This is a genomic window from Cupriavidus sp. OV096 (genome assembly GCF_900115455.1).
Lineage (GTDB): Bacteria > Pseudomonadota > Gammaproteobacteria > Burkholderiales > Burkholderiaceae > Cupriavidus.
On record NZ_FOWM01000004.1, the window covers coordinates 513,573 to 540,452 of the forward strand.

21 protein-coding genes are annotated in these 26,880 nt (G+C 66.9%); 8 read left to right on the forward strand and 13 right to left on the reverse strand.

What is annotated here, in order from left to right:
- The first annotated feature begins 141 nt into the window (after positions 1–141).
- From abiEi to BM115_RS12525, 3 genes are all read left to right on the forward strand, one after another.
- Positions 142–702 (forward strand): type IV toxin-antitoxin system AbiEi family antitoxin, encoded by a 561-nt coding sequence (gene abiEi / locus BM115_RS12515; RefSeq protein WP_092294158.1) that lies wholly within the window; start codon positions 142–144, stop codon positions 700–702.
- Positions 680–1,570: a nucleotidyl transferase AbiEii/AbiGii toxin family protein gene (locus tag BM115_RS12520; protein ID WP_092294160.1), complete on the forward strand. Its 891-nt coding sequence runs from the start codon at positions 680–682 to the stop codon at positions 1,568–1,570. Before abiEi ends, BM115_RS12520 begins: the two co-directional genes overlap by 23 nt.
- A gap of 194 nt (positions 1,571–1,764) precedes the next feature.
- Positions 1,765–2,700, forward strand: coding sequence for a 2-hydroxyacid dehydrogenase (locus BM115_RS12525; protein ID WP_092294162.1), 936 nt, complete (start codon positions 1,765–1,767; stop codon positions 2,698–2,700).
- A gap of 12 nt (positions 2,701–2,712) precedes the next feature.
- Here the strand turns inward: BM115_RS12525 and BM115_RS12530 are convergent, their stop codons facing one another.
- The 5 genes from BM115_RS12530 to zwf are packed head-to-tail and all read right to left on the reverse strand — an operon-like array spanning position 2,713 to position 7,998.
- Complete coding sequence (locus BM115_RS12530; protein ID WP_092294164.1) at positions 2,713–4,053, reverse strand: sensor histidine kinase; 1,341 nt, start codon at positions 4,051–4,053, stop codon at positions 2,713–2,715.
- Positions 4,053–4,760, reverse strand: coding sequence for a response regulator (locus BM115_RS12535; RefSeq protein ID WP_092294166.1), 708 nt, complete (start codon positions 4,758–4,760; stop codon positions 4,053–4,055). Before BM115_RS12535 ends, BM115_RS12530 begins: the two co-directional genes overlap by 1 nt.
- Positions 4,761–4,775: 15 nt before the next feature.
- Positions 4,776–5,798 (reverse strand): glucokinase, encoded by a 1,023-nt coding sequence (locus tag BM115_RS12540; RefSeq protein ID WP_092294168.1) that lies wholly within the window; start codon positions 5,796–5,798, stop codon positions 4,776–4,778.
- A 36-nt stretch (positions 5,799–5,834) separates the two neighbouring features.
- Entirely contained in the window at positions 5,835–6,515 is a 681-nt protein-coding gene (pgl, locus tag BM115_RS12545; protein WP_092294169.1) for a 6-phosphogluconolactonase, read from the reverse strand.
- A gap of 34 nt (positions 6,516–6,549) precedes the next feature.
- Entirely contained in the window at positions 6,550–7,998 is a 1,449-nt protein-coding gene (zwf, locus tag BM115_RS12550; protein ID WP_092294171.1) for a glucose-6-phosphate dehydrogenase, read from the reverse strand.
- Between the two features lie 366 nt (positions 7,999–8,364).
- Between zwf and edd the strand changes: the two genes are divergently transcribed.
- Positions 8,365–10,203 carry a phosphogluconate dehydratase gene (edd, locus tag BM115_RS12555; protein ID WP_092294173.1) on the forward strand — a complete coding sequence of 613 codons (1,839 nt, stop codon included), beginning with the start codon at positions 8,365–8,367 and terminating at the stop codon, positions 10,201–10,203.
- On the opposite strand, the gene BM115_RS12560 is transcribed toward edd, so the two are convergent.
- Both BM115_RS12560 and BM115_RS12565 read right to left on the reverse strand, forming a co-directional pair.
- Complete coding sequence (locus tag BM115_RS12560; protein ID WP_092294175.1) at positions 10,200–11,123, reverse strand: mechanosensitive ion channel family protein; 924 nt, start codon at positions 11,121–11,123, stop codon at positions 10,200–10,202. The genes edd and BM115_RS12560 overlap by 4 nt on opposite strands.
- Positions 11,124–11,415: 292 nt before the next feature.
- Positions 11,416–12,684 carry an MFS transporter gene (locus tag BM115_RS12565; RefSeq protein ID WP_092294177.1) on the reverse strand — a complete coding sequence of 423 codons (1,269 nt, stop codon included), beginning with the start codon at positions 12,682–12,684 and terminating at the stop codon, positions 11,416–11,418.
- A gap of 241 nt (positions 12,685–12,925) precedes the next feature.
- Between BM115_RS12565 and BM115_RS12570 the strand changes: the two genes are divergently transcribed.
- Entirely contained in the window at positions 12,926–15,094 is a 2,169-nt protein-coding gene (locus BM115_RS12570) for a TonB-dependent receptor family protein (RefSeq protein WP_092294179.1), read from the forward strand.
- Between the two features lie 109 nt (positions 15,095–15,203).
- Here BM115_RS12570 and BM115_RS12575 read toward each other — a convergent pair whose 3' ends face one another.
- Complete coding sequence (locus BM115_RS12575; protein WP_092294181.1) at positions 15,204–16,796, reverse strand: peptide chain release factor 3; 1,593 nt, start codon at positions 16,794–16,796, stop codon at positions 15,204–15,206.
- Between the two features lie 76 nt (positions 16,797–16,872).
- Positions 16,873–17,880, reverse strand: coding sequence for a YihY/virulence factor BrkB family protein (locus tag BM115_RS12580; protein ID WP_092294183.1), 1,008 nt, complete (start codon positions 17,878–17,880; stop codon positions 16,873–16,875).
- Between the two features lie 1,275 nt (positions 17,881–19,155).
- Here BM115_RS12580 and BM115_RS12590 point away from each other — a divergent pair.
- Positions 19,156–19,476 (forward strand): hypothetical protein, encoded by a 321-nt coding sequence (locus tag BM115_RS12590; RefSeq protein ID WP_092294187.1) that lies wholly within the window; start codon positions 19,156–19,158, stop codon positions 19,474–19,476.
- Positions 19,477–19,665: 189 nt separating this feature from the next.
- Here the strand turns inward: BM115_RS12590 and BM115_RS12595 are convergent, their stop codons facing one another.
- The 3 genes from BM115_RS12595 to BM115_RS12605 all read right to left on the reverse strand — a co-directional run bounded on the left by BM115_RS12595 (position 19,666) and on the right by BM115_RS12605 (position 23,429).
- Positions 19,666–21,039 carry a sigma-54-dependent transcriptional regulator gene (locus BM115_RS12595; RefSeq protein WP_092294389.1) on the reverse strand — a complete coding sequence of 458 codons (1,374 nt, stop codon included), beginning with the start codon at positions 21,037–21,039 and terminating at the stop codon, positions 19,666–19,668.
- A gap of 125 nt (positions 21,040–21,164) precedes the next feature.
- Complete coding sequence (locus BM115_RS12600; RefSeq protein WP_092294188.1) at positions 21,165–21,620, reverse strand: hypothetical protein; 456 nt, start codon at positions 21,618–21,620, stop codon at positions 21,165–21,167.
- A gap of 435 nt (positions 21,621–22,055) precedes the next feature.
- Positions 22,056–23,429, reverse strand: a complete 1,374-nt coding sequence (locus tag BM115_RS12605; protein ID WP_092294190.1) for an NCS2 family permease — start codon at positions 23,427–23,429, stop codon at positions 22,056–22,058.
- A 329-nt stretch (positions 23,430–23,758) separates the two neighbouring features.
- Between BM115_RS12605 and BM115_RS12610 the strand changes: the two genes are divergently transcribed.
- Positions 23,759–23,962 (forward strand): cold-shock protein, encoded by a 204-nt coding sequence (locus BM115_RS12610; protein WP_008646365.1) that lies wholly within the window; start codon positions 23,759–23,761, stop codon positions 23,960–23,962.
- A 1,492-nt stretch (positions 23,963–25,454) separates the two neighbouring features.
- Entirely contained in the window at positions 25,455–26,549 is a 1,095-nt protein-coding gene (locus tag BM115_RS12620) for a replication protein RepA (RefSeq protein WP_092294194.1), read from the forward strand.
- 105 nt (positions 26,550–26,654) lie between these two features.
- On the opposite strand, the gene BM115_RS12625 is transcribed toward BM115_RS12620, so the two are convergent.
- Positions 26,655–26,858 carry a cold-shock protein gene (locus tag BM115_RS12625; RefSeq protein WP_006159056.1) on the reverse strand — a complete coding sequence of 68 codons (204 nt, stop codon included), beginning with the start codon at positions 26,856–26,858 and terminating at the stop codon, positions 26,655–26,657.
- Positions 26,859–26,880 lie beyond the last annotated feature (22 nt).

Below are 26,880 nucleotides of genomic sequence, written 5' to 3' on the forward strand. Positions count from 1 at the left end.
TGGCGCGGACGCCACCGTGCGGTGAAGGCATGGTATCTATACGAAAACCGCCTATTTATGTCCTGTTACTGTATAGATAAGCTGGGCACCCGCAGGATCTGCACATATAATGACCAAATCTGTCCATTTATCGTAGAGATAATGATCCTCAGTGCCTTGTTGGCCACCCTGGAGCATTGGGATCGCGCCGGCATCTGGAGCTTTTCGCTTCCCGTCCTCAGCCAGCTTTTTGGGGAGTCCGGCGACACGCTCAACAAGTCGCTGTCCCGTCACCAGCGCACCGGGATGATCGAGCGGATCGCCCGTGGGCTCTATATCAATCCGCGGGCACGCTCCCTGCCGCCCGACGTGCTCAGCGCCCTGCCGGCGTTCCTGCGCCCGTGGGACCTTAACTACCTGAGCCTCGAATCGGCGTTATCCGAGGCGGGATGGCTGTCGCAACTCCCTTCGCGGCTGACGCTGATGACGACAGGCCGCAGCCAGACGTTCCACACGCCGTACGGGACGCTCGAATTCACCCATACGGCGCGGCACATCGACACCCTGCGCGACGATCTCGTCTTCGATGCACGGCGCAAAATGTATGTCGCCAAGCCCGAACGCGCGCTGAAGGACCTGCGCCGCGCCGGGCGCAATGTCGATCTCGTGCAGATTCCCTCGCAGTCTCCCCATTCGGACCATGCCATTTCGCACCCGTACTGATCTCCTGGCACTGGCCGGCCGATACGCCACCGAGCGGCGCGTGCCGGCGGGCACGATCGCCAAGGAAATCCTCCACTACGAAATCCTCTACGCCCTGCTGCAGAGCGGCGCGGCCGCCGCGCTGACCTTCCAGGGCGGCACCGCGTTGCGGCTCTGCTATCAGGGCACGCGCTATTCCGAGGACCTGGACTTCGTTGCCGGACGCGCATTCGATCCTACTGTCATGGCGCCGTTCGAGGCCCTGCTCCGACGGGAAATTGCCAATGCCTACGGCCTGGAGGTGGAGATCCGCACGCCCGCGAAGGATGCGGCCCCGTCGGACGTTCACGTCGCGCGCTGGAGCGCACGCGTGCAGATGCCACAGGCCGACCGCAGCGTGCCGCAGGGTCAGGTCATCCATATCGAGGTTGCCAATGTGCCGGCGCACGATCCCGATCTGGTCGCGGTCAGCGCCAACTATCCGCACTTGCCGGAACCCCTCCGCCAGATGATCGTCACGGCGGAGACGCCGCGCGAAATCCTTGCCGACAAGATGGTGGCACTGGGCGCCCGCCCCTACATCAAGGCGCGCGACGTCTGGGACATCAAGTTCCTGACGGACCGCCAGCTCACGCCTGACATGGCGCTGATCGGCAGGAAGCTGATCGACTATGGCTGGACCGTGCCGTCGTACAAAGACCGTCTGCGCGAGCGGCTGGCGCTCCTGTCCCAACCCGAGACGGCCAAGGCGTTCCACGCGGAAATGACGCGATTCGTCGATGCGGGCGTGGCGAGCCAGATCGCCAATCCCGCGCTGGCCGCGCAGTTCCTGCGGCGTGCGGAAACCCTGGCCCAGAAGGTACTCGACGCCGATCTCGCGGTCGCCTGATCCGGCCCGGATGGGGCCAAAGCGTACCCGTTTCTGCGCAGGCGTTTCCGCCGCCTTCCGCCTCCCCCGCCCCCAAACCGTACCCATTTCTGCGCGCCCCGACCCTTGCGTGGTCAAGCATTGATCCGGCGTCGGGCATAGAATGTCGCGTCGGTCCGCCGGCATCCTCCATTCACTTCCCTCGCCGTTACGTCATGAAGCCCGCCCTGCTTGTCCTGATCCAGCTCGAACCCGCTCATCTTGAACTCGTCTCCGCCCAGTACGACGTCCGCTACGCGCCCACGGCCGAGGGCCGGGCGGCGGAGGTGGCGGCGCACGGCAAGACGTTCCGCGCCGTGTTGACCAATGGCACGGTCGGCCTGACTGCTGCCGAGATCGCGGCCATGCCGGCTGTGGAGGTGGTGTGCGCGCTGGGCGCCGGCTACGAGAACATCGACCTGGCCGCCTGCCGGGCGCGCGGGATTGCCGTGGGTAACGGCGCGGGCACCAACGACAGCTGCGTGGCCGACCACGCCATGGCGCTGCTGCTGGCCACCGTGCGCCGCGTGCCGGCGCTGGACCACGCCACGCGCGACGGCATCTGGCGCAACACGCTGCCGCTGCCGCCGAACTTCTCGGGCAAGCGGCTCGGCATCATCGGCCTCGGCACCATCGGGCGGCGCATTGCCCAGCGCGGCCAGGGCTTCGACCTCGAGATCGGCTATCACAACCGCCGGGCGCGCGAGGACGTGTCGTTCTCGTACTTTGCCGATGTGGGCGCGCTGGCCGAGTGGGCCGACTATCTGATCATCGCCACGCCGGGCGGCGCGGAGACGCGGCATCTGGTCGATACGCCGGTGCTGCGCGCGCTGGGGCCGCACGGCTACCTCGTCAATATCGCGCGGGGCAGCGTGGTGAACACGGCGGCGCTGGCCGATGCCTTGCGCGCCGGCGAGCTGGGCGGCGCCGGGCTCGATGTCTATGAGAGCGAGCCGCTGCCGCCCAAGGAATTGTTCGATTGCCCGAACGTGGTGCTGACCCCGCACATGGCCGGCTGGTCGCCGGAAGCGGTGCTGGCGTCGGTCAGCCAGTTCCTGGAGAACGCGCGCCGGCACTTCGCGGGCGAGCCGCTGTTCGCGCCGGTCGGCTAAGCACCGACAGGCTCAGGCCGCGACGGGGAAAGTCACGCGCACGCGCAGCCCCGGCGCGGCGTCTTCCAGCGCCACGCGGGCGCCGTGCGACTGGACGATCTCGGCCACGATGGCCAGCCCCAGCCCGCTGCCGCCCGTGGGCGCCTCCGGTACGCGGTAGAAACGGTCGAACACGCGCGCGCGTTCGTCGGCGGGAATGCCCGGGCCGTTGTCGCTGACCTGCAGTTCCACGCCGCCATCAGACAACCTCGCCACCCGCACATCGATCCGCCCGCCGGCCGGAATGTAGTGCAGGGCGTTGTCGATGAGATTGGTCAGCAGGATGCGCAGCGCGTCTGCATCGCCCCGCACCATGGCACCTTCGGCATCATCGGCCTCCAGCCCCAGGTCGATATCGCGGTCGATGGCCGCCTGGGACATTTCCGCGATCACCCCCGCAGCCAGCGCGCGCAGGTCCACCGGCTCATGCGGCGGCGGCGCGGCGCCGGGCTCCTGCCGCGCCAGCGTCAGCAACTGCGCGACGAGGTGCGTCAGCCGCTCCAGCCCCTGCCGCAGCTGCGACACGGCTTCCTGCCGGGCCGGCGCGCTGTCGGCGCGCTCCACCAGTTGCGCCTGCAATTGCAGCGCCGCCAGCGGCGTGCGCAGCGCGTGGGCAGCGTCGGCCACGAAGGCGCGCTGGGTGTCGATGGCCTGCGCCAGCCGCGCCAGCAACTGGTTCAGCGCGTCGGAAAGCGGGGCGATTTCGTCCGGCATCTGGCGCAAGGCCAGCGGCGCCAGCGTGTTGGCGTCGCGCGCGCGCACCTCGGTGGCAATCTCGCGCAGCGGGCGCAAACCCCGTCCCACCGCCATCCAGATCAACCACGCCAGCAGCGGCAGCAGCAGCAACAGCGGGGCGACCGTGCGCAGCGCCATATGCGCGGCCAGCGTGCGGCGCGCGCTCATCGGCTGGGCGATCTGGACCACGGTCGGGCCCAGCTGCACGCTGTAGATGCGCCATTCGCCGGAATCCGTCAGCACGCTGGAGAAGCCGAGTTCCGCGCGTGGCGGGAGCACCGGGTGGGAGTGAGACAGGTAGAGACTGCGGCCCGTGCCGTCCCAGATGTGGATGACCACGTCCTCGTCCGCATGGAGCAGGTCCGCGCTGGCGCCGCTGCCATTGCCGCCGTCGAACGGCGGCGCCATCGGGCTCGGGAACTGGCTCGGCAACGCCGCGGCCACCTGCTTCATCTGGTAGTCAAACAGCGCGTTGGCCTCCTGCCGGGCCTGCGCGTAGATCAGCCCGGTGGCCACGGCGATGCCCGCCGCCAGCCCGGCGGCCAGCCACCACAACAACGTACGTTGGATCGAGCGCATCAGGACGGATGCTCCTCGTCGGCGCCGTCTTGCTTCGGCACCATGTAGCCCACGCCACGAATATTGCGGATCAGGGCGGCGCCGAACTTGCGGCGCAGCGCGTGGATATAAACCTCGACCGTGTTGCTGCCCACCTCGTCGTCCCAGCCGTAGAGGCGCTCCTGCAGTTGCGCCACCGACCAGACCTGCCCGGGGCGCGCCATCAGCGCGGAGAGCAGCGCGAACTCGCGCGCGGACAGCCGCACCGCCGTGCCGGCCTGCGTGGCGTCGCGCGTGGCGGGGTTGAGCACGATGTCGCCGTAGCGCAGCAGCGGTTCGGCACGGCCCTCGGCCCGGCGCGCCAGCGCGTGCATGCGCGCGGCCAGTTCCTGGAGGTCGAAGGGCTTGACGAGGTAGTCGTCCGCGCCGGCGTTGAGGCCGGCCACGCGGTCCGCCACGGCGTCGCGGGCGGTCAGGATCAGCACCGGTGTGCGCACGTTGCGGGCGCGCAGCGTCTTGAGCACGTCCAGGCCCGAGCGGCGCGGCAGGCCGAGGTCGAGTAGCACGAGATCGTAGCCGCCGTCGGCGCGGGGGCCGTGCTGGTCAGACGCGGCGTCGAGGCCGGCATCGCCATCGCGCACCCAATCGACGGTAAAGCCCTCCTGGCGCAGCGCCACCTTCACGCTTTCGCCAATCATGGCGTCATCTTCCACCAGCAGTACACGCATATCGGGATCAATCAGTCAGGGGTGGGCGGCGCCGGCATGGCGCATGTCGCCCTCCAGGCGGTCTGCCAGCGCGCGCGCCAGCCCGGGCAGCGCCGGGTAGGCGGCCGTGATCACGTAGACCGGGATGTCGGCCAGATAGGCGCCCATGCGACCCTTGGCGGCGAAGCGCGCGGCGAACGGCGAGGCCCGGAAGGCATCGACGAAACGCGGCACGATACCGCCGCCGAGGTAGACCCCGCCGCGCGCACCGAGCACCAGCGCGACATCGCCCGCCACCGAGCCGAGCAGGCCGCAGAACGCCGCGAAGGCGCGCTGGCACAGCGGGTCGCCGGTCTTGATCGCACCATCCGTGACCTCGGCCGGCGTCAGTGGCTGGGCCAGGGGCGTACCCGTTTCTGCGACCAGCGCGGCATGGATCTGGGACAGGCCCATGCCCGACAGCATCCGCTCCGCCGAGACCCGGCCCAGATGCTGATGGGCGTAGCGCCAGGCGATCCACTCGTCGTCGGTGTCCGGCATGATTTCGATATGGCCGCCCTCGCCGGCCAGCGCCACCGCGCCGCCGCCGGGCGCGGGAACCAGTCCCGAGACGCCCAGCCCCGTGCCCGGCCCCAGCAGCGCGCGTGGCGCCGTGGGCACCGCCGTGCCGTCGCGCACCAGCGCGAGGTCCTCGGCGGGCAAGTAGGGTAGCCCCAGCGCCAGCGCGGTGAAATCGTTGATGGCGACCAGCGTGTCGAAGTTGAGTGCGCGGCGCGTGGCGTCGATCGAGAACGCCCAGTTGTGGTTGGTCAGCTTGACGTGGTCGCCGGTCACCGGATTGGCCAGACCGATGGCCGCATGGCGCGGGCGCGGCAGGTCGTGCAGGCCGCGCAGGTACTGCTGCATGGCGGCTTCGAGCGACGGAAAATCCGCCACCTTCAGCGCGGTGACCGCACCAATTCGCAGCGGCGCCGTCTCCAGCGCCATCCGCACGTTGGTGCCGCCCACGTCGGCCAGCAGGCGGGGAAACGAGTCGGCTTGCGAATCAGGAGGAGGCATCGGGACCCTTTGTCGAAAACGAACGTTGGCGGGCGATCAGGTGCGGAACACATCCACGCCATGGCGGTGCCGCGCCAGCACCAGGCTCACCGGCAGCGCCGGCGTGGGCGCCTGGAGCGCGCGGGCCAGCACCTCGGCCTTCTTCTCGCCCGTGATGGCCAGGAAGGTGCGTTCGGCGGCCAGCAGCGCGGCGAGGTTCAGCGTCACGCGGGCGTGGTTCGCGCTGGTCGGATGGGTGACGAGGAAACCGGGCTTTGGCTCGGACAGCGCGGTCTGCAGCTCGGGCGCCTCCGGGAACAGCGACGCCGTGTGCCCATCCTCGCCCATGCCCAGCACCACCACGTCCGGCTGCTGGAAGCGTTCGTTGAGCCGCGCCACGGCGCGCTCCGGCTGGGACGCCTCGGCGGCATCCTCCACCAGCGGCACCCAGGCCGCCACGCCCGCGGCCTCGCGCAGCAGGTTGTGGCGCACCAGCGCGCCGTTGCTGTCGGGATGGTCGGGCGGCACCGCGCGCTCATCCACCAGCGTCACGGTCACGGCGTCCCAGCGGATGGGCCGATAGCGCAATCGCTCGAACATCGGCACCGGCGAGCGCCCGCCGGACACCGCCAGCACCGCCCAGCCTTTGGCCTGGATCACCAGATCCAGCGCATGGCCGATCGAGAGGGCCAGCGATTCGGCCTGATCCATCACGGAGGCATGTTCGTACTGGCGCATGATCGGTCCCTTTTATATATAGACAGGCGATGGGTCAGACTTCCTCGTGCCAGAGCGCTTTGTCGCGCGACATCAGCGCCGACGACGCCGCAGGCCCCCAGGTGCCGGCGGTATACGACTTGGGCGGCACGGTGCTGTCGGCCCAGGTGTCGATGATCGGCTCCACCCAGCGCCACGCCTGCACCTGCTCGTCACGACGCACGAACAGGCCCAGCCGGCCGCGGATCACGTCCAGCAGCAGGCGTTCGTAGGCCCCGGCGCGGCGCACCTTGAACGAGTTGGCGAAGTCCAGGTCGAGCGAGGTGGGGGTCAGTTCGAGGGTATCGCCCGGCTGCTTGACCAGGAAATACAGCTTGATGCTTTCCTCGGGCTGGAGCTGGATCACCAGCCGGTTCTGCGGCGACAGCGTCAGCGGCTTGGGGAAGATGGCGTGCGGCACATCGCGGAAGTGGATCACGATCTCGGCCACGCGTGACTGCATGCGCTTGCCGGTGCGCAGGTAGAACGGCACGCCCTCCCATCGCCAGTTGGCAATCTCGGCCTTGATGGCGACGAAGGTCTCGGTGCGGCTGTCCGGGGCGATGCCCGGCTCGTCGATATAGCCCGGCACCGGCTTGCCGCCGACCGCACCGGCGCGGTACTGGCCGCGCACGGTCTTCTCGGCCACGTCCTGCGGCTGGATCGGCCGCAGCGCCTTGAGGATCTTGATCTTCTCGTCGCGGATGGCGTCTTCCGACAGGCTCGCCGGCGGCTCCATCGCCACCATGCACAGCAGTTGCAGCAGGTGGTTCTGCACCATGTCGCGCAGTGCGCCGGTGCGGTCGTAGAAGTCGCCGCGCGACTCCACGCCCAGTTCCTCGGCGATGGTGATCTGCACGTCCTGCACCCATTCGCGGCGCCACAGCGGCTCGAACAGCGCGTTGCCGAAGCGGATCGCCATCAGGTTCTGGACCGATTCCTTGCCCAGGTAATGGTCGATCCGATAGATCTGGTCTTCGGCGAAATACTTCGCCACGGAGGAATTGATGGCCTCGGACGAGTCCAGGTCGTGCCCCAGCGGCTTCTCCAGCACCACGCGCACGTTGGGCGTGTTCAGGCCGGTGCGGCCCAGCTGCTCGCAGATCGGCACGAAGATATGGGGGGCAGTGGCCAGGTAGCAGACCACCACCTCGGGCTTGCGGGCCAGCACCTTCTCGGCGAGGGCGTCGAAGTGGGCGGGCTCGCGCGCGTCGGCCTGGACGTAGCAGATGCGTTGCAGGAACGAGGCCCAGGCGTCGGGCGGCGCGTGCTCCAGCGCGGGCCGCACGGTGTCTTCCAGCGTGGCGATGTACTGCTCGGTGGTCTGGGCGTGGCTGCCCGTGGCGAGGATGCGCGCGGACGGATGCAGCACGCCGCAGCGGTGGGCGTCGAAGAGGGCCGGCAGCAGCTTGCGCCGCGCCAGGTCACCGGTGCCGCCGAACAGCACCATGTCGAAATCGGGCATGCTCACCCTGGGCTCCTTGCGGGGGGAAGTGGGCGCCCCGGCCTCTACTGAGTGCCGGCGAGGGGCGGATAAGTTCCGGCCATGTTACGTCACTCGCCCGGGATTGGGCAGTGGGCGGGGCGGATTCGGCCGGCGGGCGGACCCCGAGCGTACCCGTTTCTGCGTAGCGTCGCGGACGGCACACGGGGGTCGCACCGGGGTTCACACCGTTGTCACAGGCCGGCGCGGAACATCCGGGCGTGTGAGCGATCCGACCTGTATCCGCTCACTTCGCGCCCCAGCCGCCCCCGGGGCGCATCCGGCCGATTTGGACTACGCTGATGGAGCGCCGCACGAAGCGCCCCACGCCTCACAGGAGAACACTCCATGCCACGCCACCCTGTCCTGGAGCGGGTTACGGCCCGCATCGTGACCCGCAGCCACGCCACGCGCCAGGCTTACCTCGACCGCACCCGCGCCATGGCCGGGCAGAAGGTCGAGCGCGCCAACCTGTCCTGCACCAACCTCGCCCACGGCGTGGCCGCCATGCCGGACGACGCCAAGATCCGCCTCAAGGCGCAGGAGCGCCCCAGCCTGGCCATCGTCTCGGCCTATAACGACATGCTGTCCGCCCACCAGCCGCTGGAAGCGTTCCCGCGCTGGATCAAGGAGGCCGCGCTGGCCGCCGGCGGCACGGCGCAGTTCGCCGGGGGCACCCCGGCCATGTGCGATGGCGTGACGCAGGGCCAGGACGGCATGGACCTGTCGCTGTTCTCGCGCGACGTGATCGCCATGGCCACCGCCGTGGCGCTGTCCCACCAGATGTTCGACGGCGTGCTGTACCTGGGCGTCTGCGACAAGATCGTGCCCGGCCTGGTGATGGGCGCGCTGTCCTTCGGCCACCTGCCGGCCGTGTTCGTGCCGGGCGGGCCGATGACCACCGGCATCGGCAACGAGGAGAAGGCGCACATCCGCCAGCTCTACGCGGAAGGCAAGATCGGGCGCGTGGAGCTGCTGGAAGCCGAGACCCGGTCCTACCACGGCCCGGGCACCTGCACCTTCTACGGCACCGCCAACTCGAACCAGATGCTGATGGAGATCATGGGCCTGCACCTGCCGGGCACCGCCTTCATCAACCCCGGCACGCCGCTGCGCGAGGCGCTGACGCGCCATGCGGCCACCCACGCGCTGACGCTGGTGCATGGCGGCGAGCGCTACACCCCGGTGGCCGATGTGCTCGACGAACGCGCATTCGTCAACGGCATCGTCGGGCTGGTGGCCACGGGCGGGTCCACCAATCACACGCTGCACCTGATCGCCATGGCGCGCGTGGCTGGCATCCAGCTGACCTGGGACGACTTCGATGAACTCTCCGCCGTGGTGCCGCTGCTGGCGCGCGTCTACCCGAACGGCAAGGCCGATGTGAACCAGTTCCAGGCGGCCGGCGGGCTGGCAGTGGTGATTCGCGGCCTGCTGACGCTGGGGCTGCTGCACGACGACGTGACCACCATCGCCGGCAAGGGGCTGGCCGACTACACGCGCGAGCCGGTGCTGCGCGACGGCAAGCTGACCTGGATCGACGGTCCCACGGCCTCGCTCGACGACACCATCGTGCGCCTGCCCGACCAGCCGTTCGCGCCCGATGGCGGGATCAAGCTGCTCGACGGCAATCTCGGGCGATGTGTTATCAAGACATCCGCCGTGAAACCCGAACATCAGGTGGTGGAGGCGCCGGCCATCGTCTTCGAACGGCAGGATGACCTGCTGGACGCGTTCAAGCGCGGCGAACTCGAGCGCGATTTCGTGGCGGTGCTGCCGTGGCAGGGGCCGGCGTCGTGCGGCATGCCCGAACTGCACAAGCTCACGCCTACGCTGACGCTGCTGCAGGACCGTGGCTTCCACGTGGCGCTGGTGACGGATGGGCGGATGTCGGGGGCGTCGGGCAAGGTGCCGGCGGCCATCCACGTCTGCCCGGAGGCGCTGCTGGGCGGGGCCCTCGGCAAGGTGCGCACCGGCGACATCGTGCGTGTGGACGCGCCAGCCGGCGTGCTGACCGTAAAGCTGGCCGATGCCGACCTGGCGGCGCGCGAGGCCGATCGGCCTGATCTCTCGCGCAACCGGCACGGCGTGGGGCGCGACCTGTTCGGCGGCTTCCGCGCCCATGTGAGCACGGCCGAGACCGGCGCGTGCTCGCTGTTCGCGGACGAAGGGGTGGAGCCGCGCTAGTTCGGCCGGCGCGGCGGGGTGCGGCGGGCGTCGTAGCGGTCCGCCTTGCCATCGCCGTCGGCCCCGTCTGCCAGCGCCTCCTCATCCATCTCCGGCACGTGGACTTCCTGCACCGGCACGGCGATCCGGCAGCCGGCGGCTTCCAGCGTGGGCTTCAGCTTGCTGAAGAAGCCGAACTGCACGTTCCAGAAATCGTCATTCGAGGTCCAGTAGCGCGCGTTCAGCGCGATGCCCCGGTCGGTGTACTTCGTCACCATGACCTCGGGCCTGGGCTCGGCCAGCAGCCGCGGCTCCTTGGCCAGCATGGCCTTGAGGGCATCCAGCCCAGCCTGCACGGGGCTGTCGAAGGTCACGGCGATCTCGATATCCATGCGCCGCGTGACGTTCTCGCTGTAGTTCATGATCGAACTGCCCCAGAGCTTGCCGTTGGGCACGCGCAGGCAGACCCCGTCGAAAGTCGTCAGCTCGGTCATGAACAGCCCGGTCTCGCGCACGGTGCCGGCCACACCCTGGGCGTCGATGTACTGGCCGACGCGGAACGGGCGCAGCAGCACCAGCATGATCCCGGCGGCGATGTTCTGGAGCGTGCCCTGCAGCGCCAGGCCGATGGCCAGGCCGGCGGCGCCGAGCATGGCGATGATGCTCGCGGTCTGCACGCCGAACTGCGACAGCACAAGCACCACGGTCAGCACCCGCACCACCCACTGGGCCACGCTCGCCAGCATCGGCCGCAGTGTGTCGTCCACATGGGTGTGATGGAGGCCCTGCCTGACGGCCCGCGCGGCGCGGCCGGAGAGCCACCAGCCGGCAAGCAGGATGGCCAGCGCGGCGAGGCAGTTCAGCCCCTGACTGACCGCGAACTGGGTGAGATAGGCCCAGGTGGCCTGGACTTTGTCGGCGTCGATATACGGCAATTCCATGCGTTCGCTCCTCAGTGCAACCCGGGCCGACTTGCGAAGGACGTGCCAGCCAGCCCGCCGGGCAATCCCAAAGCGTACCCGTTTCTGCGTGGGCCGTTGCCACGCAATGGCTCACGGCGGCCCGCACGGCGCGCCGCTTACATCACAGTCGGGGGAGAAAAGGCAGAGGGAGTGCAGGGATTACAACTTTCGGCCGTGAGCCGTTGTAATCCCTGCATGGAGAGCGCGGGCAACAGGGCCCGGCGGGAAGGTGTGCGCAGAAACGGGTACGCTTTGCCCGGATCGGAAGCGGTCAGCGCGCCGGGGCCGGGCGGTCGTGGGGATGATCGTGCAGGCGGTCTCGATCGGCCAGCGCCGGGAACAGCCGCATCCACGCGAACACCACCAGCACCGTGCCGGCGCCGCCCAGCAGCACCGCGCCCACGGGCCCGAGCAGCGCCGCCGTGACGCCCGATTCGAACTCGCCAAGCTGGTTCGACGCCCCGATAAACACCGAGTTGACCGCCCCCACGCGACCCCGCATGTCGTCCGGGGTATCGAGCTGCACCAGCGTCTGGCGCACCACCACGCTGATCATGTCCGACGCGCCCAGCACCACCAGCGCCCCCATCGAGAGCGGCAGCCAGCTGGAAATGCCGAAGACCATCGTCGCCACGCCGAACAGCGCCACCGCGCCGAACATCACGCGGCCCACGCGCCGGTTCAGCGGGTTCCGCGCCAGCCAGAGCGCCGTGACCAGCGCGCCGATGGCCGGCGACGAGCGCAGCAGCCCCAGCCCCCACGGGCCAGTGTGGAGGATGTCCCGCGCATAGATCGGCAGCAGCGCCGTGGCGCCGCCGAGCAGCACCGCGAACAGGTCCAGTGACACCGCGCCCAGCAGCACCTGATGGCTGCGGATATAGGCAAATCCAGCAAACAGCGTCTTGATGCTGACCGGCGTGGTCAGCCGCTGCGCGGCCTGGCGCAGCTTGAGCGTGGCCACCAGCACGGCGGCGATGGCGAACAGCACGGCGCTGATGGAATAGACCACGCCCGGGCCCGCCACGTAGGCGAAGCCGCCCAGCGCCGGGCCGATGATGATGGCGGTCTGGCTGGCGGAACTGGCCAGCGCCACCGCGCGCGGCAGCTGGCGCGGCGTGACCACGCTGGGCAGCAGCGCCTGGAGCGTGGGCGTCTCGAACGCGCGACAGGCGCCGATGGCCGCCACGAACAGGAAGATGTACTCGCGCGTGATCCCGCCCGAGAAGCTCGCCACGGCCATCGACACGGCAATCACCGCTTCCAGCGCCTGGCAGGTACGCACGATCCGCCGGCGGTCGAAGCGGTCGGCCACGTGGCCGGACATCAGCAGCAGAACGATCGACGGCAGGAACTGCACCAGCCCGACCATGCCGAGCATGAAGGGATCGCGCGTGAGGTCGTACATCTGCCAGCCCACCGCCACCGTGAAGATCTGGTAGCCGATGGTCGTGCAGAGTCTGGCGAACCAGAAATGTCGGAAGGCGGGGTCGCGGAAAACGGTGTCCGGCTCGGCGGCCGGCACAGGTGTGGCGGTGGACATGGGGGGCGGCAGGAAGGGATGCGATGTGCGCCGGATGACACACGTGATGGCAAACGGGCGCGCGGCTCGTCGGTCATCGTACAAAGCTGAGAATTCTAGCCGACCCGACCCGAGGGCGCTGAATTCTCCATGTATCAATCTTGATGCATTCCCGCCACACCGGGGACAAATTGCGCCGTCATGGGAATCATTCGTATTTATAATCCGGGCAACTTTTGGCAAGTATTCCCTGGACCTCATCGTGCTGCCCGCATTTCGCCTCAACGTCGCCGCCACTGGCGTCGCCCTGCTCTGCCTCTCTGTGTCGGTCTCGGCACAAACCGCTCCCGAATCCGCCGAAACCCCGAACGCCCCTGCCAACGGCAGCACGCTGAACGCCGTGACGGTGGTCGGCAACTGGCTCGAGGCGCCGAACGAGGAAAAGGTGCTTGAGCACCCGGGCGCGCGGACCATCGTCGACCGCGAAGCGATCAAGGAGACCGGCGCGAACAATGTGCGCGATGTGCTGCGCCGCATTCCCGGCGTGCAGGTCCAGGACAGCAACGGTACGGGCGGCAGCGACATCTCGCTGAACGTGGGCGTGCGCGGCCTGACCTCGCGGCTTTCGCCGCGCTCCACGATCCTGATGGACGGGGTGCCGCTGGCTGTGGCGCCGTATGGCCAGCCGCAGTTGTCGATGGCGCCGCTGTCGCTCGGCAACCTGGAAGCGATCGACGTGGTGCGTGGCGCCGGCTCGGTGCGCTACGGCCCGCAGAACGTGGGCGGCATCATCAACTTCGTGTCGCGCCCGATTCCCAAGACGTTCGCGGCCGATGCCTCGATCGAGACCGATATCTACAGCCATGGCGGCAACGCCAAGGCCAATCCGACCGCGTTCATCGGCGGCACCAACGAGCAGGGCCTGGGCGGCGCGCTGCTGTACTCGGGCGTGCACGGCAATGGCTACCGCGAGAGCAACGACTACGTCGATATCGACGACCTGATGCTCAAGGGCGCGTACCGGATCTCGAAGAACGACGAGATTTCGGCGGCCTTCCACTATTACGAAGCCCACGCCGGCATGCCGGGCGGGCTGACCTCGGCGCAGTACGCGGCCAATCCGTTCCAGTCGGATCGCCCGTATGACGATTTCTCGGGCCGTCGCTCGGATATCTCGCTCAAGTATTCGCACAACGACGCCAACCGCAAGTTCGAGGTGCTGACGTACTACACCGACAGCTTCCGCGGCAGCACGATCGAGCAGCAGGGCACGGGCGCACAGGCCGCGCAACGCCGCCTGACCACGGCGCCGCGTAATTACCACGTGTTCGCCTTCGAGCCGCGCTACTCGCAGCTCTTCCGTACCGGCAGCGTCAGCAACGAAGTGAGCGTGGGCTACCGCTACCTGCGCGAAGCAAGTGATGAACAAGCCACTCGCACGGCGTTCTATCGGCCCGGCTCGGTGAACGCGCCGGACCTCGCCGCGCCGGTCTACCAGTGGCGCACGGGCGGCACCACGGCCAATGCGGTCTATATCGATGACACGATCAATTTCGGCAACTGGACCATCACGCCCGGCCTGCGCTACGAATTCATCCGCTCGGACCTGACCGACCGCTTCACCAACGTGCGCACCGATGTGTCGTCGAACGAGCCGCTGCCGTCGCTGGCCGTGCTGTACCACATCAGCGACAACTGGACCGCGTTCGCCAACGCCGGCGTGTCGTTCGGGCCGCTGCAGTATTTCCAGATCGCCTCGACCACCAACGGCCTCGTGCCGGAGAAGGCCAAGACCTACGAGGTCGGCACGCACTTCAACAGCACCAACGGCTGGGGCGGCGAGCTGACGCTGTTCAACATCGACTTCGACGACGAACTGCAACTGCGCGGCGGCACGGGCGGCGCGCCGGACGCGTGGACCAACCTCGGCGCCACGACGCACCGGGGCGTGGAATCGTCGATCCGCTATGACTTCGGCACGCTGTCGAAGACGCTGGCCGGCCTGAGCGCGTACGCCACGTACACGTTCACCGACGCCACGTACAACCAGGGCAACTTCGCCGGCCGCGACCTGCCGTTCTACTCGCGCCACGTGGCCACGCTGGGTATGCGCTATGCGCGCAACCGCTGGGCGTTCAACCTGGATGGCTTCGCGCAGTCGAAGCAGCGTTCGCCGGGCGACCCCGCCACGGCCACCGCCTACCAGACGGCGGAGACGGCCGATGGCCGGCTGGGCGATATTCCGGGCTACGCGCTGATGAACATGCGCCTGGGCTACGACTTCGGCAAGTCGGCGCAGAACCTGAAGCTGGCAGTGGGGATCAAGAACGTGTTCGATCGCCGCTACTTCACGCGCTCGACCGACAACAACTTCGGCAAGTACGTGGGCATGCCGCGTACGTTCTACATCCAGGCATCGCTGGCGTATTGAGCGATTGTGCTGGCAGCTCAAACGCTGCCGGTTTGCTCCCTCTCCCGCATGCGGGAGAGGGGCCGGGGGAGAGGGATTGAGCCAGCGGCGCGATCCCCACTTCCCCAGGTCAGACGATCTCGCGCGTTTCCAGGAACTGGAGGTTCGGGAAGCGCTCCTGCGTCAGGCGCAGGTTGACCATGCTGGGTGCCAGGTAGACGTGGTCACCGGCGCCGTCCAGCGCCACGTTGTGGCCGGCCTTCTCGATCAGCTTCTCGATCTCGGCAGCATCGCCACGCAGCCAGCGCGCCGTGGCGCATTCATGCGATTCGAAGATCGCATCGACCCCGTACTCGTGCTCCAGCCGGTGCGCCACCACATCGAACTGCAGGATACCGACCGCGCCGAGCACCAGATCGTTCGACGCCAGCGGGCGGAACATCTGCGTCGCGCCCTCTTCGGCCAGCTGCTGCAACCCCTTCTGCAACTGCTTGACCTTGAGCGGGTTGTTCAGCCGCGCGCGGCGGAAGAACTCGGGCGCGAATGACGGAATCCCCGTGAACTTGAGTCCCTCGCCCTCGGTGAACACATCGCCGAGGCGGATCGTGCCGTGGTTCGGCACGCCGATGATGTCGCCCGCGTAGGCTTCCTCGGTGGTGTTGCGGTCCTGCGCCATGAAGGTGATGGCGTTGTTGATGGCCACCGTCTTGCCGGCCGAGACGTGCAGCAGCTTCATGCCCCGGTCGAACTTGCCCGAGCAGACGCGCACGAAGGCGATGCGGTCGCGGTGGCGCGGGTCCATGTTCGCCTGGATCTTGAACACGAAGCCGGTGAACTTGGCTTCCTCGGGCTCCACCACGCGGCTCTCGGTCTGGCGGGCCAGCGGCGGGGGCGACAGCTCGCACAGCGCGTCCAGCATCGACTGCACGCCGAAGTTGTTGATCGCCGAGCCGAAGTAGACCGGGGTCTGCTTGCCGGAGAGAAAGGCTTCCCTGTCGAAGGTATGCGATGCACCGCGTACCAGTTCGATTTCCACGCGCAACTCGTCCGCCTGGCTGCCCAGGATGCGGTCGAGTTCGGGGTTGTCCAGCCCGTCCAGGATCGCGGCGGTGCCCTTCTCGCCCTTGGGGTCGAACAGCTGCACCTTGTCCTCGATCATGTGATACACGCCGCGGAACGCCTTGCCCATGCCGATCGGCCAGGTCATCGGCGCGCACTGGATCTTGAGCACGTCCTCGATTTCATCGAGCAGTTCGATCGGCGAACGGCCTTCGCGGTCGAGCTTGTTGATGAAGGTCAGGATGGGCGTGTCGCGCAGGCGGCAGACGTTGAGCAGCTTGATGGTCTGCGCTTCCACGCCGTTCACCGAGTCGATCACCATCACCGCCGAGTCGACGGCGGTCAGCGTGCGGTAGGTGTCTTCCGAGAAGTCCTCGTGGCCCGGGGTATCCAGCAGGTTGACGATGTTCTCGGGGACGTCCGGCCGGCGGCGGTAAGGGAACTGCATGACCGACGAGGTCACCGAGATCCCGCGCTGCTTTTCCAGTTCCATCCAGTCGGACGTGGCGTGGCGGTCGGCCTTGCGGGCACGCACTTCGCCGGCCACCTGGATGGCGCCGCCGAACCACAGCAGTTTTTCGGTCAGCGTGGTCTTACCCGCGTCAGGGTGGGAGATGATGGCAAAGGTGCGACGACGCGCAATTTCGGAAACGAGCGAGCTCACGGCAACGGAATCTGGTGACTGACAGGCAGGATCGGGTGGAGGGCCCCGGGCGGGGCACAGGGAATGGGGCGGTATTTTACCGGTTCGCGGCCCCCGGCGGGGTGGCGCCGTGCGCGGCACCCGGCCCCGCGCGGTTTTCCATCGCCGGATCCCGCCCGCGCAGGCTGCCGAACTGCAACGCGTACTGGCGCGTCAGCTCGGCGCCGAAGAAGAAGATTTGTGCCGAATAGTACACCCACAGCATCAGCGCCACGACCGAGCCGGCCGCGCCATAGGACGACGCCACCGCGCTGTTCCCCAGATAGATCCCGATCAGCCGCTTGCCTACGGCGAACAGCAGCGCGGTGATGATCGCGCCCATCGTCACATCCCGCCAGGCGATGCGCGCGTTCGGCAGCATCTTGAAGATCACCGCGAACAGGGCCGTAACCACCGAGAACGAGAACACCGTGGAAATGGCATCCGCCACCGGGGCGAACCAGGAGGCCGTCCACAGCGCGCCCCAGAAGCGGTCGATGACGGCCAGGGCCGCGTTGACCACCAGCGAGACCAGCAGCATGAAGGCCAGCGCCAGCACGATGCTGAACGACAACATCCGCGCGCGGAGCAGCTTCTTCCAGCCCGCGCCAGCCGGGGGCGGGGCGTGCCAGATGTCGTCCAGGCTGCTCTTGAGTTCGGCGAAGGCACTCGTCGCGCCGACGATCAGGATGCCGAACGCGATGGTCGCCGCCACGCCGCTACCCCCGGCGCGGTGCGTGGCGGCCAGAATCCCCTGGATGGCGGCGGCGCCCTGCTCGCCCACCAGACCGTTGAGCTGGGAGAAGATCTCGCCGCGCGCAGCCTCGGCGCCGAAGAACAGGCCGGCGATCGAGATCACAAGCACCAGGATCGGCGCGAGCGAGAACAACATATAGAAGGAGAGCGCCGCGCCCTTGCTGGCCGCGCGGTGCTCGAACCAGGACTGGATGGCGGCCGAGACCACGCGGAAGGTGCGCGCGGCCGTGTGGCGGTCGGGCAGGATGCGTCCACGCTGGGGCCGGGGCGGCGCGCCCTCGGGCGGCCGGGAAGCTTGTTCAGGAGGCATGCCGGATCTCGGATGGTGGAGGGTGATGACCTCGTCACGTTCAGAGCATGGACGACGCGGCCGGGGCTGTCTGTCCGCGCGCGTCCGACCTGCGTTCATGATAATGCGCATCCGGAGCGGCGCCGGTGCAACCTGCTACAGTAAGTTCAGGCACACCCGCCGGCGCGCGGACCCGCCGCGCCCGGCCAGGAACAGGAGACTTCCGTGATCCGCACCTCGATCAGGCGCCCCGTTGCCGCGCTCTGCCTTGGCCTGCTGGCGCTGGCCGGCTGCGAACAACAGCGTGGACAGCCGGGGCCGAAGCCCATTTCCGGCGCCACGTCCAATGTGACCCCGGGCGACCGTCCGGCACCGATGGCGCCGAGCGCATCGGTCCCGTCGGGCACCCCGCGCTAGCCGCCGGCGCCTCGCGCCCATCCTCCCCTGCCCTGCCACGCCGGCTCGACGCCCGGCGAGCGTACCCGTTTCTGCGTCGATCCTCCCCGCCACCCTCATGTTTCAGCCCTGCAACCGGGTGCACACGCGTGCCGCGCCTCCGTGCGGGCGCGTCCGGGCTGCGCATCAGGACGCGCCATCGGCCCTGCCGCCCCACCGGCACGCGCAACGGCGTGCCGCCGCGCGGTCATTCGGGGGCGACATGTCCTGCCGCCTCCCACTTTGGCAGCGTTGGCAAGGGCCAGGGCAACGCGCGATGACGCGCCGATCGCCCCAGCCGCCCTGCCACATGTCACACGACCACGCGCGCCTCCGTCCGCTTGCGTTACAGCGGCGAAACCGATCGACGCCGCCTGGCGTCCCGTTCCGGGGCTGGCACAGGTGCCGACGTCGCGCAGCCCCTATAAAACAAGCGTTCGGCGCGCATTGGCACACTTGTCGCTCTGTACCGGGCAGGGAGAAGCACGCGCCTTAGACAACTATTCGACTGACACGCAGGAGGAACCTCCGCCATGCGTCATCCGCCCGCGCGAATGACGGCACGCAGGCGCGCCCATCGGTTGGCGGGCCCCGCACCGTCCGTGATTGACCTGCTGTCGCCGCCCCTGCTTCCGTCGCCCCGCCAGCCACTGCGCCCGATCGCCTCGTATTGCGCCGCGGCCAGCCGCACGCTGGCGGTGTCCGCCAGCCGGCGCCGCAACGGGTTGCCGGCAGGCTGAGGGCACGCCGCAGGGACAACATGAGATGACAGCCGACATCGGCATTGCTTGCAGTATTTGAAAGCTTTACGTGCTCCGTCCCCCGGCGGGCACCTTTTTCCAGCAAGGGAGTGAGCCACCCATGAACGCCAGAGTCCCCGCCATCATCGCGCTGGCGCTGCTCTCGACCGCGACGACTGCCGCGTTCGCCGGCAACTACGCGTACTTCGACCGGCCCGACTGCGCCAACCTCAACAGTCACGCCGCCCTCAGCAATGACAGCTATGTGCGCAGCTTCGCCTGGGCCTGGGGCGATCTGACCTTCGCGCCCGACCAGAGCGCGAACCACCCCGACGAGCGCCAGGCGCGCGACAGCGCCGAGCCGCGCGACCCGCTGCCCACGCGCGGGCCAGTCGACGCCACGCCGCCAAGGCACCGGCGCGACAAGATCAGCATGAGTTGAATGGACTAAGGAACGAAGGGAGGGAGGCAGGAACGATTCTTGTGTGCGATCGAGATTGAGGACGATCTCCGCGCGGGCCAGGCCGCGCTAGCCTGCCGCTGCTGTCCGGGCGGTGGGACGAAGGGGGTCCGGCGAGCGGACGTCGCCGGGTTCCCCCTGGCACTTCGGCACGGGCGTGCCCGGGGCGAATTACTCCGCCACGGCGCCCGGTTGCGAATCGACGCGGATGTTGTGCTTGTGCATGAGCCGGTACAGCGTCACGCGCGACACATTGAGTTCGCGCGCCGCCGGCACCACGTGAAAGCCGTGGCTGGCCATCACCGTGCGGATCGCCTCGCGCTCCGCCTCCTCGCGGATGGCATCGAGCGTCTTGCGCGGCAACTCCACGCCCCCATGCAATTGCAGGTCTTCCGCAGTGATCTTGCGGTTGTCCGTCATGACGATGGCGCGCCGGACCCGGTTGATCAGCTCCCGCACGTTGCCCGGCCAGGCGTACTGCATCATCGCCTGCGTGGCGCACGCGGAGAAGCCGCGAATACGCCGGTGGGCCTCGTGCCCGTGCTCGGTCAGCACCGCGTTGGCCAGCAGCAGGATGTCTTCGCCCCGATCGCGCAGCGGCGGAATCGTCAGCGTCAGCACGCAGAGTCGGTGGAACAGGTCGGAGCGGAAGCGGCCGTCCGTCTGCGCCAGCACCAGGTCCACGTGCGTGGCCGAGATGATGCGCAGGTCGAGCGGAATCGACTGATGCCCGCCCAGCCGCGTGATGCAGCCCTGCTGCAGGAAGCGCAGCAGCGCCACCTGGCTCTCGAGCGGCAGGTCGCCGATTTCATCGAGGAACAGCGTGCCGCCCTGCGCCTGCTCGATCCAGCCGATCTTGCGCGCGTTGGCGCCGGTGAAGGCGCCTTTCTCGTAGCCGAACAGTTCCGACTGCACCAGGTGCGAGGGAATGGCGCCGCAGTTGATCGCCACGAACGGGCCCTTGCGGCGGCTCGATGCCTCGTGGACGGCCTGCGCGGCCAGTTCCTTGCCGGTGCCCGACTCGCCCGAGATGAAGACCGGCGCGTCGTTGTGGGCCACCTTGGCCAGCGAGCGGAACATCACGCGCATGACGTTGCAGTCGCCGATCATCGGGCCGTGCGGCACATGCTCGGGCGCGCGCACGCCATGCAGGCTGGCCATGCCGTGGGCGTGCTTGAGCGTGTACGCCAGTTCATCGAACGAGAACGGGGTGCGCACGTAATCCACGCAATAGTCGCGGATCATGCGGCGGATGCGTTCGTCCTCGATCATCTCGTTGGAGGTGATCGCCACCCAGGTCACGTGCAGATGCTGGAGGCCCTGCTCCAGTTGGGTCAGCTCCGCATCGGAATAGGTCGATTGCAGGTCGAGGATGCCCGCCATGGGGGCACTGCCCCGCACCACGCGCTCCAGGTCGCGCACCTGCTGCACGCGCCGGATCTCCCAGCCCTGGCCGAATTGCTCGGCACTGAATCCAAAATCTTCGAAACGCGACACCAGCACGATCTGTGCGGAGCGTGTCGACGCTTTGCACAGTCGGTCCATGCCGTTCTCCCTGACGTTTGTCTTTTTGTTCGCGGTGGCCACCCCGGCAATCGGGCCGGAAGCGGGCCACATGGCCCGGCTGGTTTCCGCCGGCTGCGGGGGCTCCCCCGCGCGCAACGTCGGCATCACGGTCTGGACAGACTGCGAGACTGTTCTTCGAGCACGCTGTCGTAGTCACGGCCGGCGTGCAGTTCGTCGCGGATGCGGCGGCGCACCATGTCTTTCTCGCGCATCAGGTCCACGCTGGGCGCTTCGGGCGACTGGCCGGAGTACTGGAAGTAAAGCGCCTTGTAGGTGAGCTGGCTCAGGATCCATTCCTGGAGCAGCGTGCGCTGGCGCGCGAGTTCCTCGGCCAGCATGCGATGGCGTTGCATCAGGGCCTCGACGGCCTGGCGCGTGCGCGGCGAAATCTCCGTGTCCTCGGCGAGCAGCACGGCGACTTCGGTGTCCGGGCCGCCTAGGTCGGCGTCCCGTAGTGAAATATCGGACGCGTCACTGGCCAATGGCGCGCGGTGAATCGATCGACTGGCGGATGCACTGATGGGCCCGAATTCGGGACGCCGGATCTCTCCTGCGGTCATGATTTGTTCCCCGTTGAACAACACCCCCGGCACTGCGTACGATTACCACTGTCTATGTTTGGTTTTGAGCTGTCTGTTGTCTGCCACACGTGTCGGCCGTGTGGTCTGTTATGACTTCTGTGACTTCCTGGTGGCCCCGCCGCCGCTGCGAGACGGTCTCGTTGGACGCTCTCGGCCGATGGCGGCCGCCGCGCGCGGGCCGCGGCCCTCCATATAGGCCGGAGTCAAGAAAGGGCGCTCTCACGCGCCCTTCTTCTACTTCGCCTCTAGTTCAGTGCATTTGAGACGGTTTGTCCAGCCCGAAGTGATCGGTTTCAGCCATGTCTCATACTTTAGTGTGAGATCAGAATCTCACACTGCAGGCGACCCGTCAGGTTAATGAGCGCTCACATTTAACGCAGAATCGGGTACGGCGTCGGACGTTTTCGGTCGGTTTCAGTGCCCCGGCAGGTAATAGAACTTGAACAGAAACACGGCGGCGATGATCCACGCCATGACCGGTACTTCGCGCGCGCGGCCGGTCAGCGGCTTCAGCACCGCGTAGGCAATAAAGCCGAACGCGACGCCATTGGCCACCGAGTACGTAAACGGCATGCCGAGGACGGTGAGCACGGCGGGAACGACCTCGGTGACATCGGTCCAGTCGATGTCGACCAGCTCGCGCAGCATCAGGCAGGAGACATAGAGCAACGCCGGCGCGGTGGCATACGCCGGCACCGTGCCGGCCAGCGGCGCGATAAACAGGCAGGCCAGGAACAGCACGGCCACGGTCACGGCGGTCAGGCCGGTGCGGCCGCCGGCCTGCACGCCAGACGCGCTCTCGATATAGGCGGTGGTCGACGACGTGCCGAGCAGCGAGCCGGCCATGATGGCAGTGCTATCGGCCATCAGCGCCTTGTTGAGCCGGTGCATCTTGCCAGCCTTGAGCAGTCCGGCGCGGTTGGCCACACCCATCAGTGTGCCGGTGGCATCGAACAGCTCGACCAGGAAAAAGACCAGCACCACGTTGATGATGCCGATGGACAGCGCGCCGGCGATATCTAGCTTGAACAGCGTGGGCGCGATCGACGGCGGGGCCGAGAACACGCCGTGGAAGGTGTTGCCGCCGAACAGGAAACTGAGCACGGTGGTGAGCAGGATGCCGATCAGGATCGCACCCTTCACCTTCAGGCGGTCCAGCGCGACGATCACGAAGAACCCGATAGTCGCCATGATCGCGGGAGGCTGGTGCAGATCGCCGATGGTCACCAGGGTGGCCGGGCTGGCCGCGATGATGCCGGCGTTCTTCAGCGCGATGATCGCCAGGAACAGCCCGATGCCCGCCGTGATCGCACCCCGGATCGCATGCGGGATACCGTTGACGATCATCTCCCGGATGCGGAACAGCGTGACCAGCAGGAACAGGCAGCCCGAGATAAACACCGCGCCCAGCGCCGCTTCCCACGGCAGGCCCATGCCTTTGACGACTGTATAGGCAAAGTAGGCGTTGAGGCCCATGCCCGGCGCCATCGCGATCGGATAATTCGCAAAGAACCCCATGATCAGCGTGCCGATGGCCGCGGCCAAGCAGGTGGCGACGAACACCGCGTCCTTGGGCACACCGGCATCGCCGAGGATGCTCGGATTGACGAAGATGATGTACGCCATCGTCAGGAACGTGGTCACGCCGGCCAGCACTTCAGTGCGCACGTTCGTGTTGTGCTCGGCCAGGCGGAACAGGCGCTCGGCCAGGCTGGCGCTGGCCTGGCTGGACTGGAAGGCGGGCGCGGAATCGCTGCCCGGCCGCTCGGCGGGGTCCGGTAGGGACATGTCGGGTCTCCTGGAATGTGTTGCGCCTGCTTTCGTCTGGCTCGCCCGGCCCGGGCGGCAGCCATGGGCTGCATGACAGACAATAGGCAAAAGGCGGGATGATCCCATAGGCCAACGTGACGGTGCCAGCCCCTGGCGGGGAATCCCCACCTTGACGAAGCCGCGAATCCCCCGTATAAACCACAGCTAGATTCAAGCGACGAGGCAACAGTTCATTCGTTAGCCACCGTTGGTACTTCGGTTGTCCATGGTGTCCTTTCCTTGAGTTGGCAGTGCGATGGTGTGTGCACCATCGGTTTCTTTTTTATCTTTTTTTGGAAAGCAATACCATGCAAACCGGTATCGTCAAGTGGTTCAATGACGCCAAGGGCTTCGGCTTTATCAAGCCGGACGCAGGCGGTGATGATCTGTTCGCCCACTTCTCCGAAGTGCGCGCCGACGGCTTCAAGTCGCTGCAGGAAAACCAACGCGTGTCGTTCGAAGTCAAGAACGGCCCGAAGGGTCTGCAAGCTGCGAACATCACGCCGCTGTAAGCCAAGGTAGCTCCGGCACGCCGCAAGGTGTGCCAGCAACCGAAAGAGCCCCGCCATCACTGGCGGGGTTTTTTTTCGCCTGTTTTCCGCCGGATCGGGCTTCAGGTCGACCGGCTTCAATTTGTCGTGCGTCTTTTTTCGTGCCCCGCGCAGTCGCGCCGCAGAAACGGGTACGCCTTCCTGATTGATCTCCGCAGAAATGGGTACGGCTGGCGGCTGGCCGTCGCCTCGGCAGGCCGCTATCGCACGCAGAAACGGGTACGCATTGGCTTGTGGCGTCCCATCGCTCGAGGCCGGTTTCCTTCGATTTTTGCCTGGCTAGGGTGGGAATCCCCCGCGAGTTGTCCCCGCAGAATCGGGTACGCCGCGAAAGCCCGCCGTATACGGTCCGCAGCCTCGTATGGGGTCGCAGAAATGGGTACGGTTTCAGCAGCAGGTGACGTCGGAGGTGTGGATGCACGCGCAGAAACGGGTACGGTCGCTCAGGGCGCGGGAGATGTATACGTTCCGAGCGGCACTGCGGGGCGTCAACGTAGCGCAGAAACGGGTACGCAGCGGATTCCTCGGTTTGATTCGGTATACGTTGAGAGTGAGTACTGGCTTTTAAGCAAAGCTAATGCTATAGTCGGACTGGTTTTGCAGGCTGACGCATTGCGCCCGCAATTTGCGCAGAATTGGGTACGCACTTGGCATTTGCTGGCGCTGGAATCGCCGCAGAAATGGGTACGGTTCCCGGCAGCGCAGCAAAATGCTGCCAACTCGCAGAATTGGGTACGCCGCAGAAACTGGTACGCAACGAGGCTGGGAGGCTTCGAACCGGCCCAGCGCAGAAATAGGTACGCTTTGAGCCGCTTGGCCCGCAGAATCGGGTACGCATCGACTGGCTGGAAACCTCACGGCGCACCCATTTCTGCGGGGATAACGCGGTTGTTCACAGCCCCTCCACGCAGGGAAACGGCCGTCGGGTACGGTTCGCGCAGAAACAGGTACGCTTTTTGCCCATCCCGCTGTGGAAAAGCCTGTGGGATCAGTGAGTTATCCCCGCAGAATCCGGTTCGCTGTTTCCGCTGAAACGGGTTCGCCCAGCCGCAGATTCGGGTTCGGGGCTTCGCAGAATCGAGTACGCTTCCACGCAGAATCGGGTTCGCGGGGCGTACTTTTCCCTTTTGAAATCAACGGCGTTTTCCCTCCGTATACGGTTTACAAGTAGTTAACCCGTAACGGTATCGTTTACTTGTAGCTGATGCGCCGCCAACCGTGGACAACCCTGGCGGGTTGCCCACCGCATGCCGGCCATCCTGCCAGTCGTGAGAAACCCGACACCCGAAACAGATCGCTTGCAGACAAGCCCGTCAGCGCTGACAGGGAACCGCAAGCTCGGGGGCAACGCGACCGGACAGCCAAAACACACAAAGAACGTATACGTACCTGTTTCTGCGTGACAACGTTTACGGGTTCGCGTAAAAAGGCGGGTAATCCGAAGCCCGTCAATATGCCCATCAAACGCTCCCTGGCCACCGAGGGGGATCGCTCCGTCCTGCAAGGGGATCACGAGCCTTCCCGCATCATCGTTCCCGGTAACGAGAACGTCCTGGTTCCGTCCGAGAAATTCCAGCGCCTCTTCGACGAGGCCCAGGCGATGGAGCGCGAGGACGCCTGGCACAGTGGCGAAGTGGGCTTCCTGAGCCGCGCCAGCGTGCAGGTAACCCTGCCGTATCGCGCCCCGAAGGGCGCGCCGCCCGTGTGGACGCGCACCAGCGGCAACATCTCGCTGATGATCCAGCCGGGCTACTTCACGCAGCAGCGCTCCGAACGAGCGGCCAATGGTCGTCAGAAGCTCGTCTCCGAAACCGTGTCACTCGGGTATCCGTACGGCTCCTATCCGCGTTTGATGCTTGCCTGGATCGGCAAGGAAATCATGGCGAAGAAGAAGCGCGGCGAGTTTACGGGCACGGTGGAGGACCGCCGCATCTCGCTCGGCAATTCGCTGTCGGAATTCATGTACAACCTCGGCATTCCGATGGCCACCGGCGGCAAGCGCGGAACCATGACGCTGGTGCGCCAGCAAATGATCCGGCTGTTCTCGGCGACCATTGCGATCGTGCAGAACAAGTCGACGCCGACACCCAATCAGACGCCGAATCACGAACCCCTGTCGATCGACCGTGTGGGCTACCTGCTGGCCGACCAGCTGTCGACGTGGTGGGACCCGATGCAGCCCGGTCAGGGCTCGATGTTCGAGAGCTTCGTGGTGCTCTCCGAGCCGTTCTTCAACGAGCTGGTGAACCGTCCCGTACCGGTCGATATGCGCGCGCTCAAGGCGCTTAAGCAGTCGCCGTTCGCACTGGACGTGTATTCGTGGCTGACCTACCGGTTCTTCACGATCCAACGACGCACCGAGATCCCTTGGGAAGCGCTCCAGATGCAGTTCGGTACCGAGACCGAGAGCGAGCGCAAGTTCCGCGCGCTGTTCCGCAAGGCGCTCAAGGATGTGCTGGTGGTGTATCCGGGCGCCAAGGTCGACGCCGATTCGTCGAAAGCCCTGGTCCTGCAGCCGTCCCGCACGAGCGTTCGCAAGCTGGCCTGAAGGCGAACTGACCGCTGGAACGAAAAAGGCAAGCGACGAGCGCTTGCCTTTTTCTTTTACCCGTCACGCGCTTGCGCGCATGGCAGGACGTTCAGTGAGACAGGGTCAGGCGGGCTTGATCGCCGATGCCTGCAGACCCTTGGGGCCCTGCTTCACTTCAAACGTCACACGCTGACCATCCTTCAGGGTCTTGAAACCCGAGCCCTGGATTTCCGAGAAGTGCGCGAACAGATCTGCACCACCGTCGTCCGGGGTAATGAAGCCGAAGCCCTTGGTCTCGTTAAACCACTTGACCGTACCGGTTGCCATAGGAATTTCCTTTCGAAGCAAG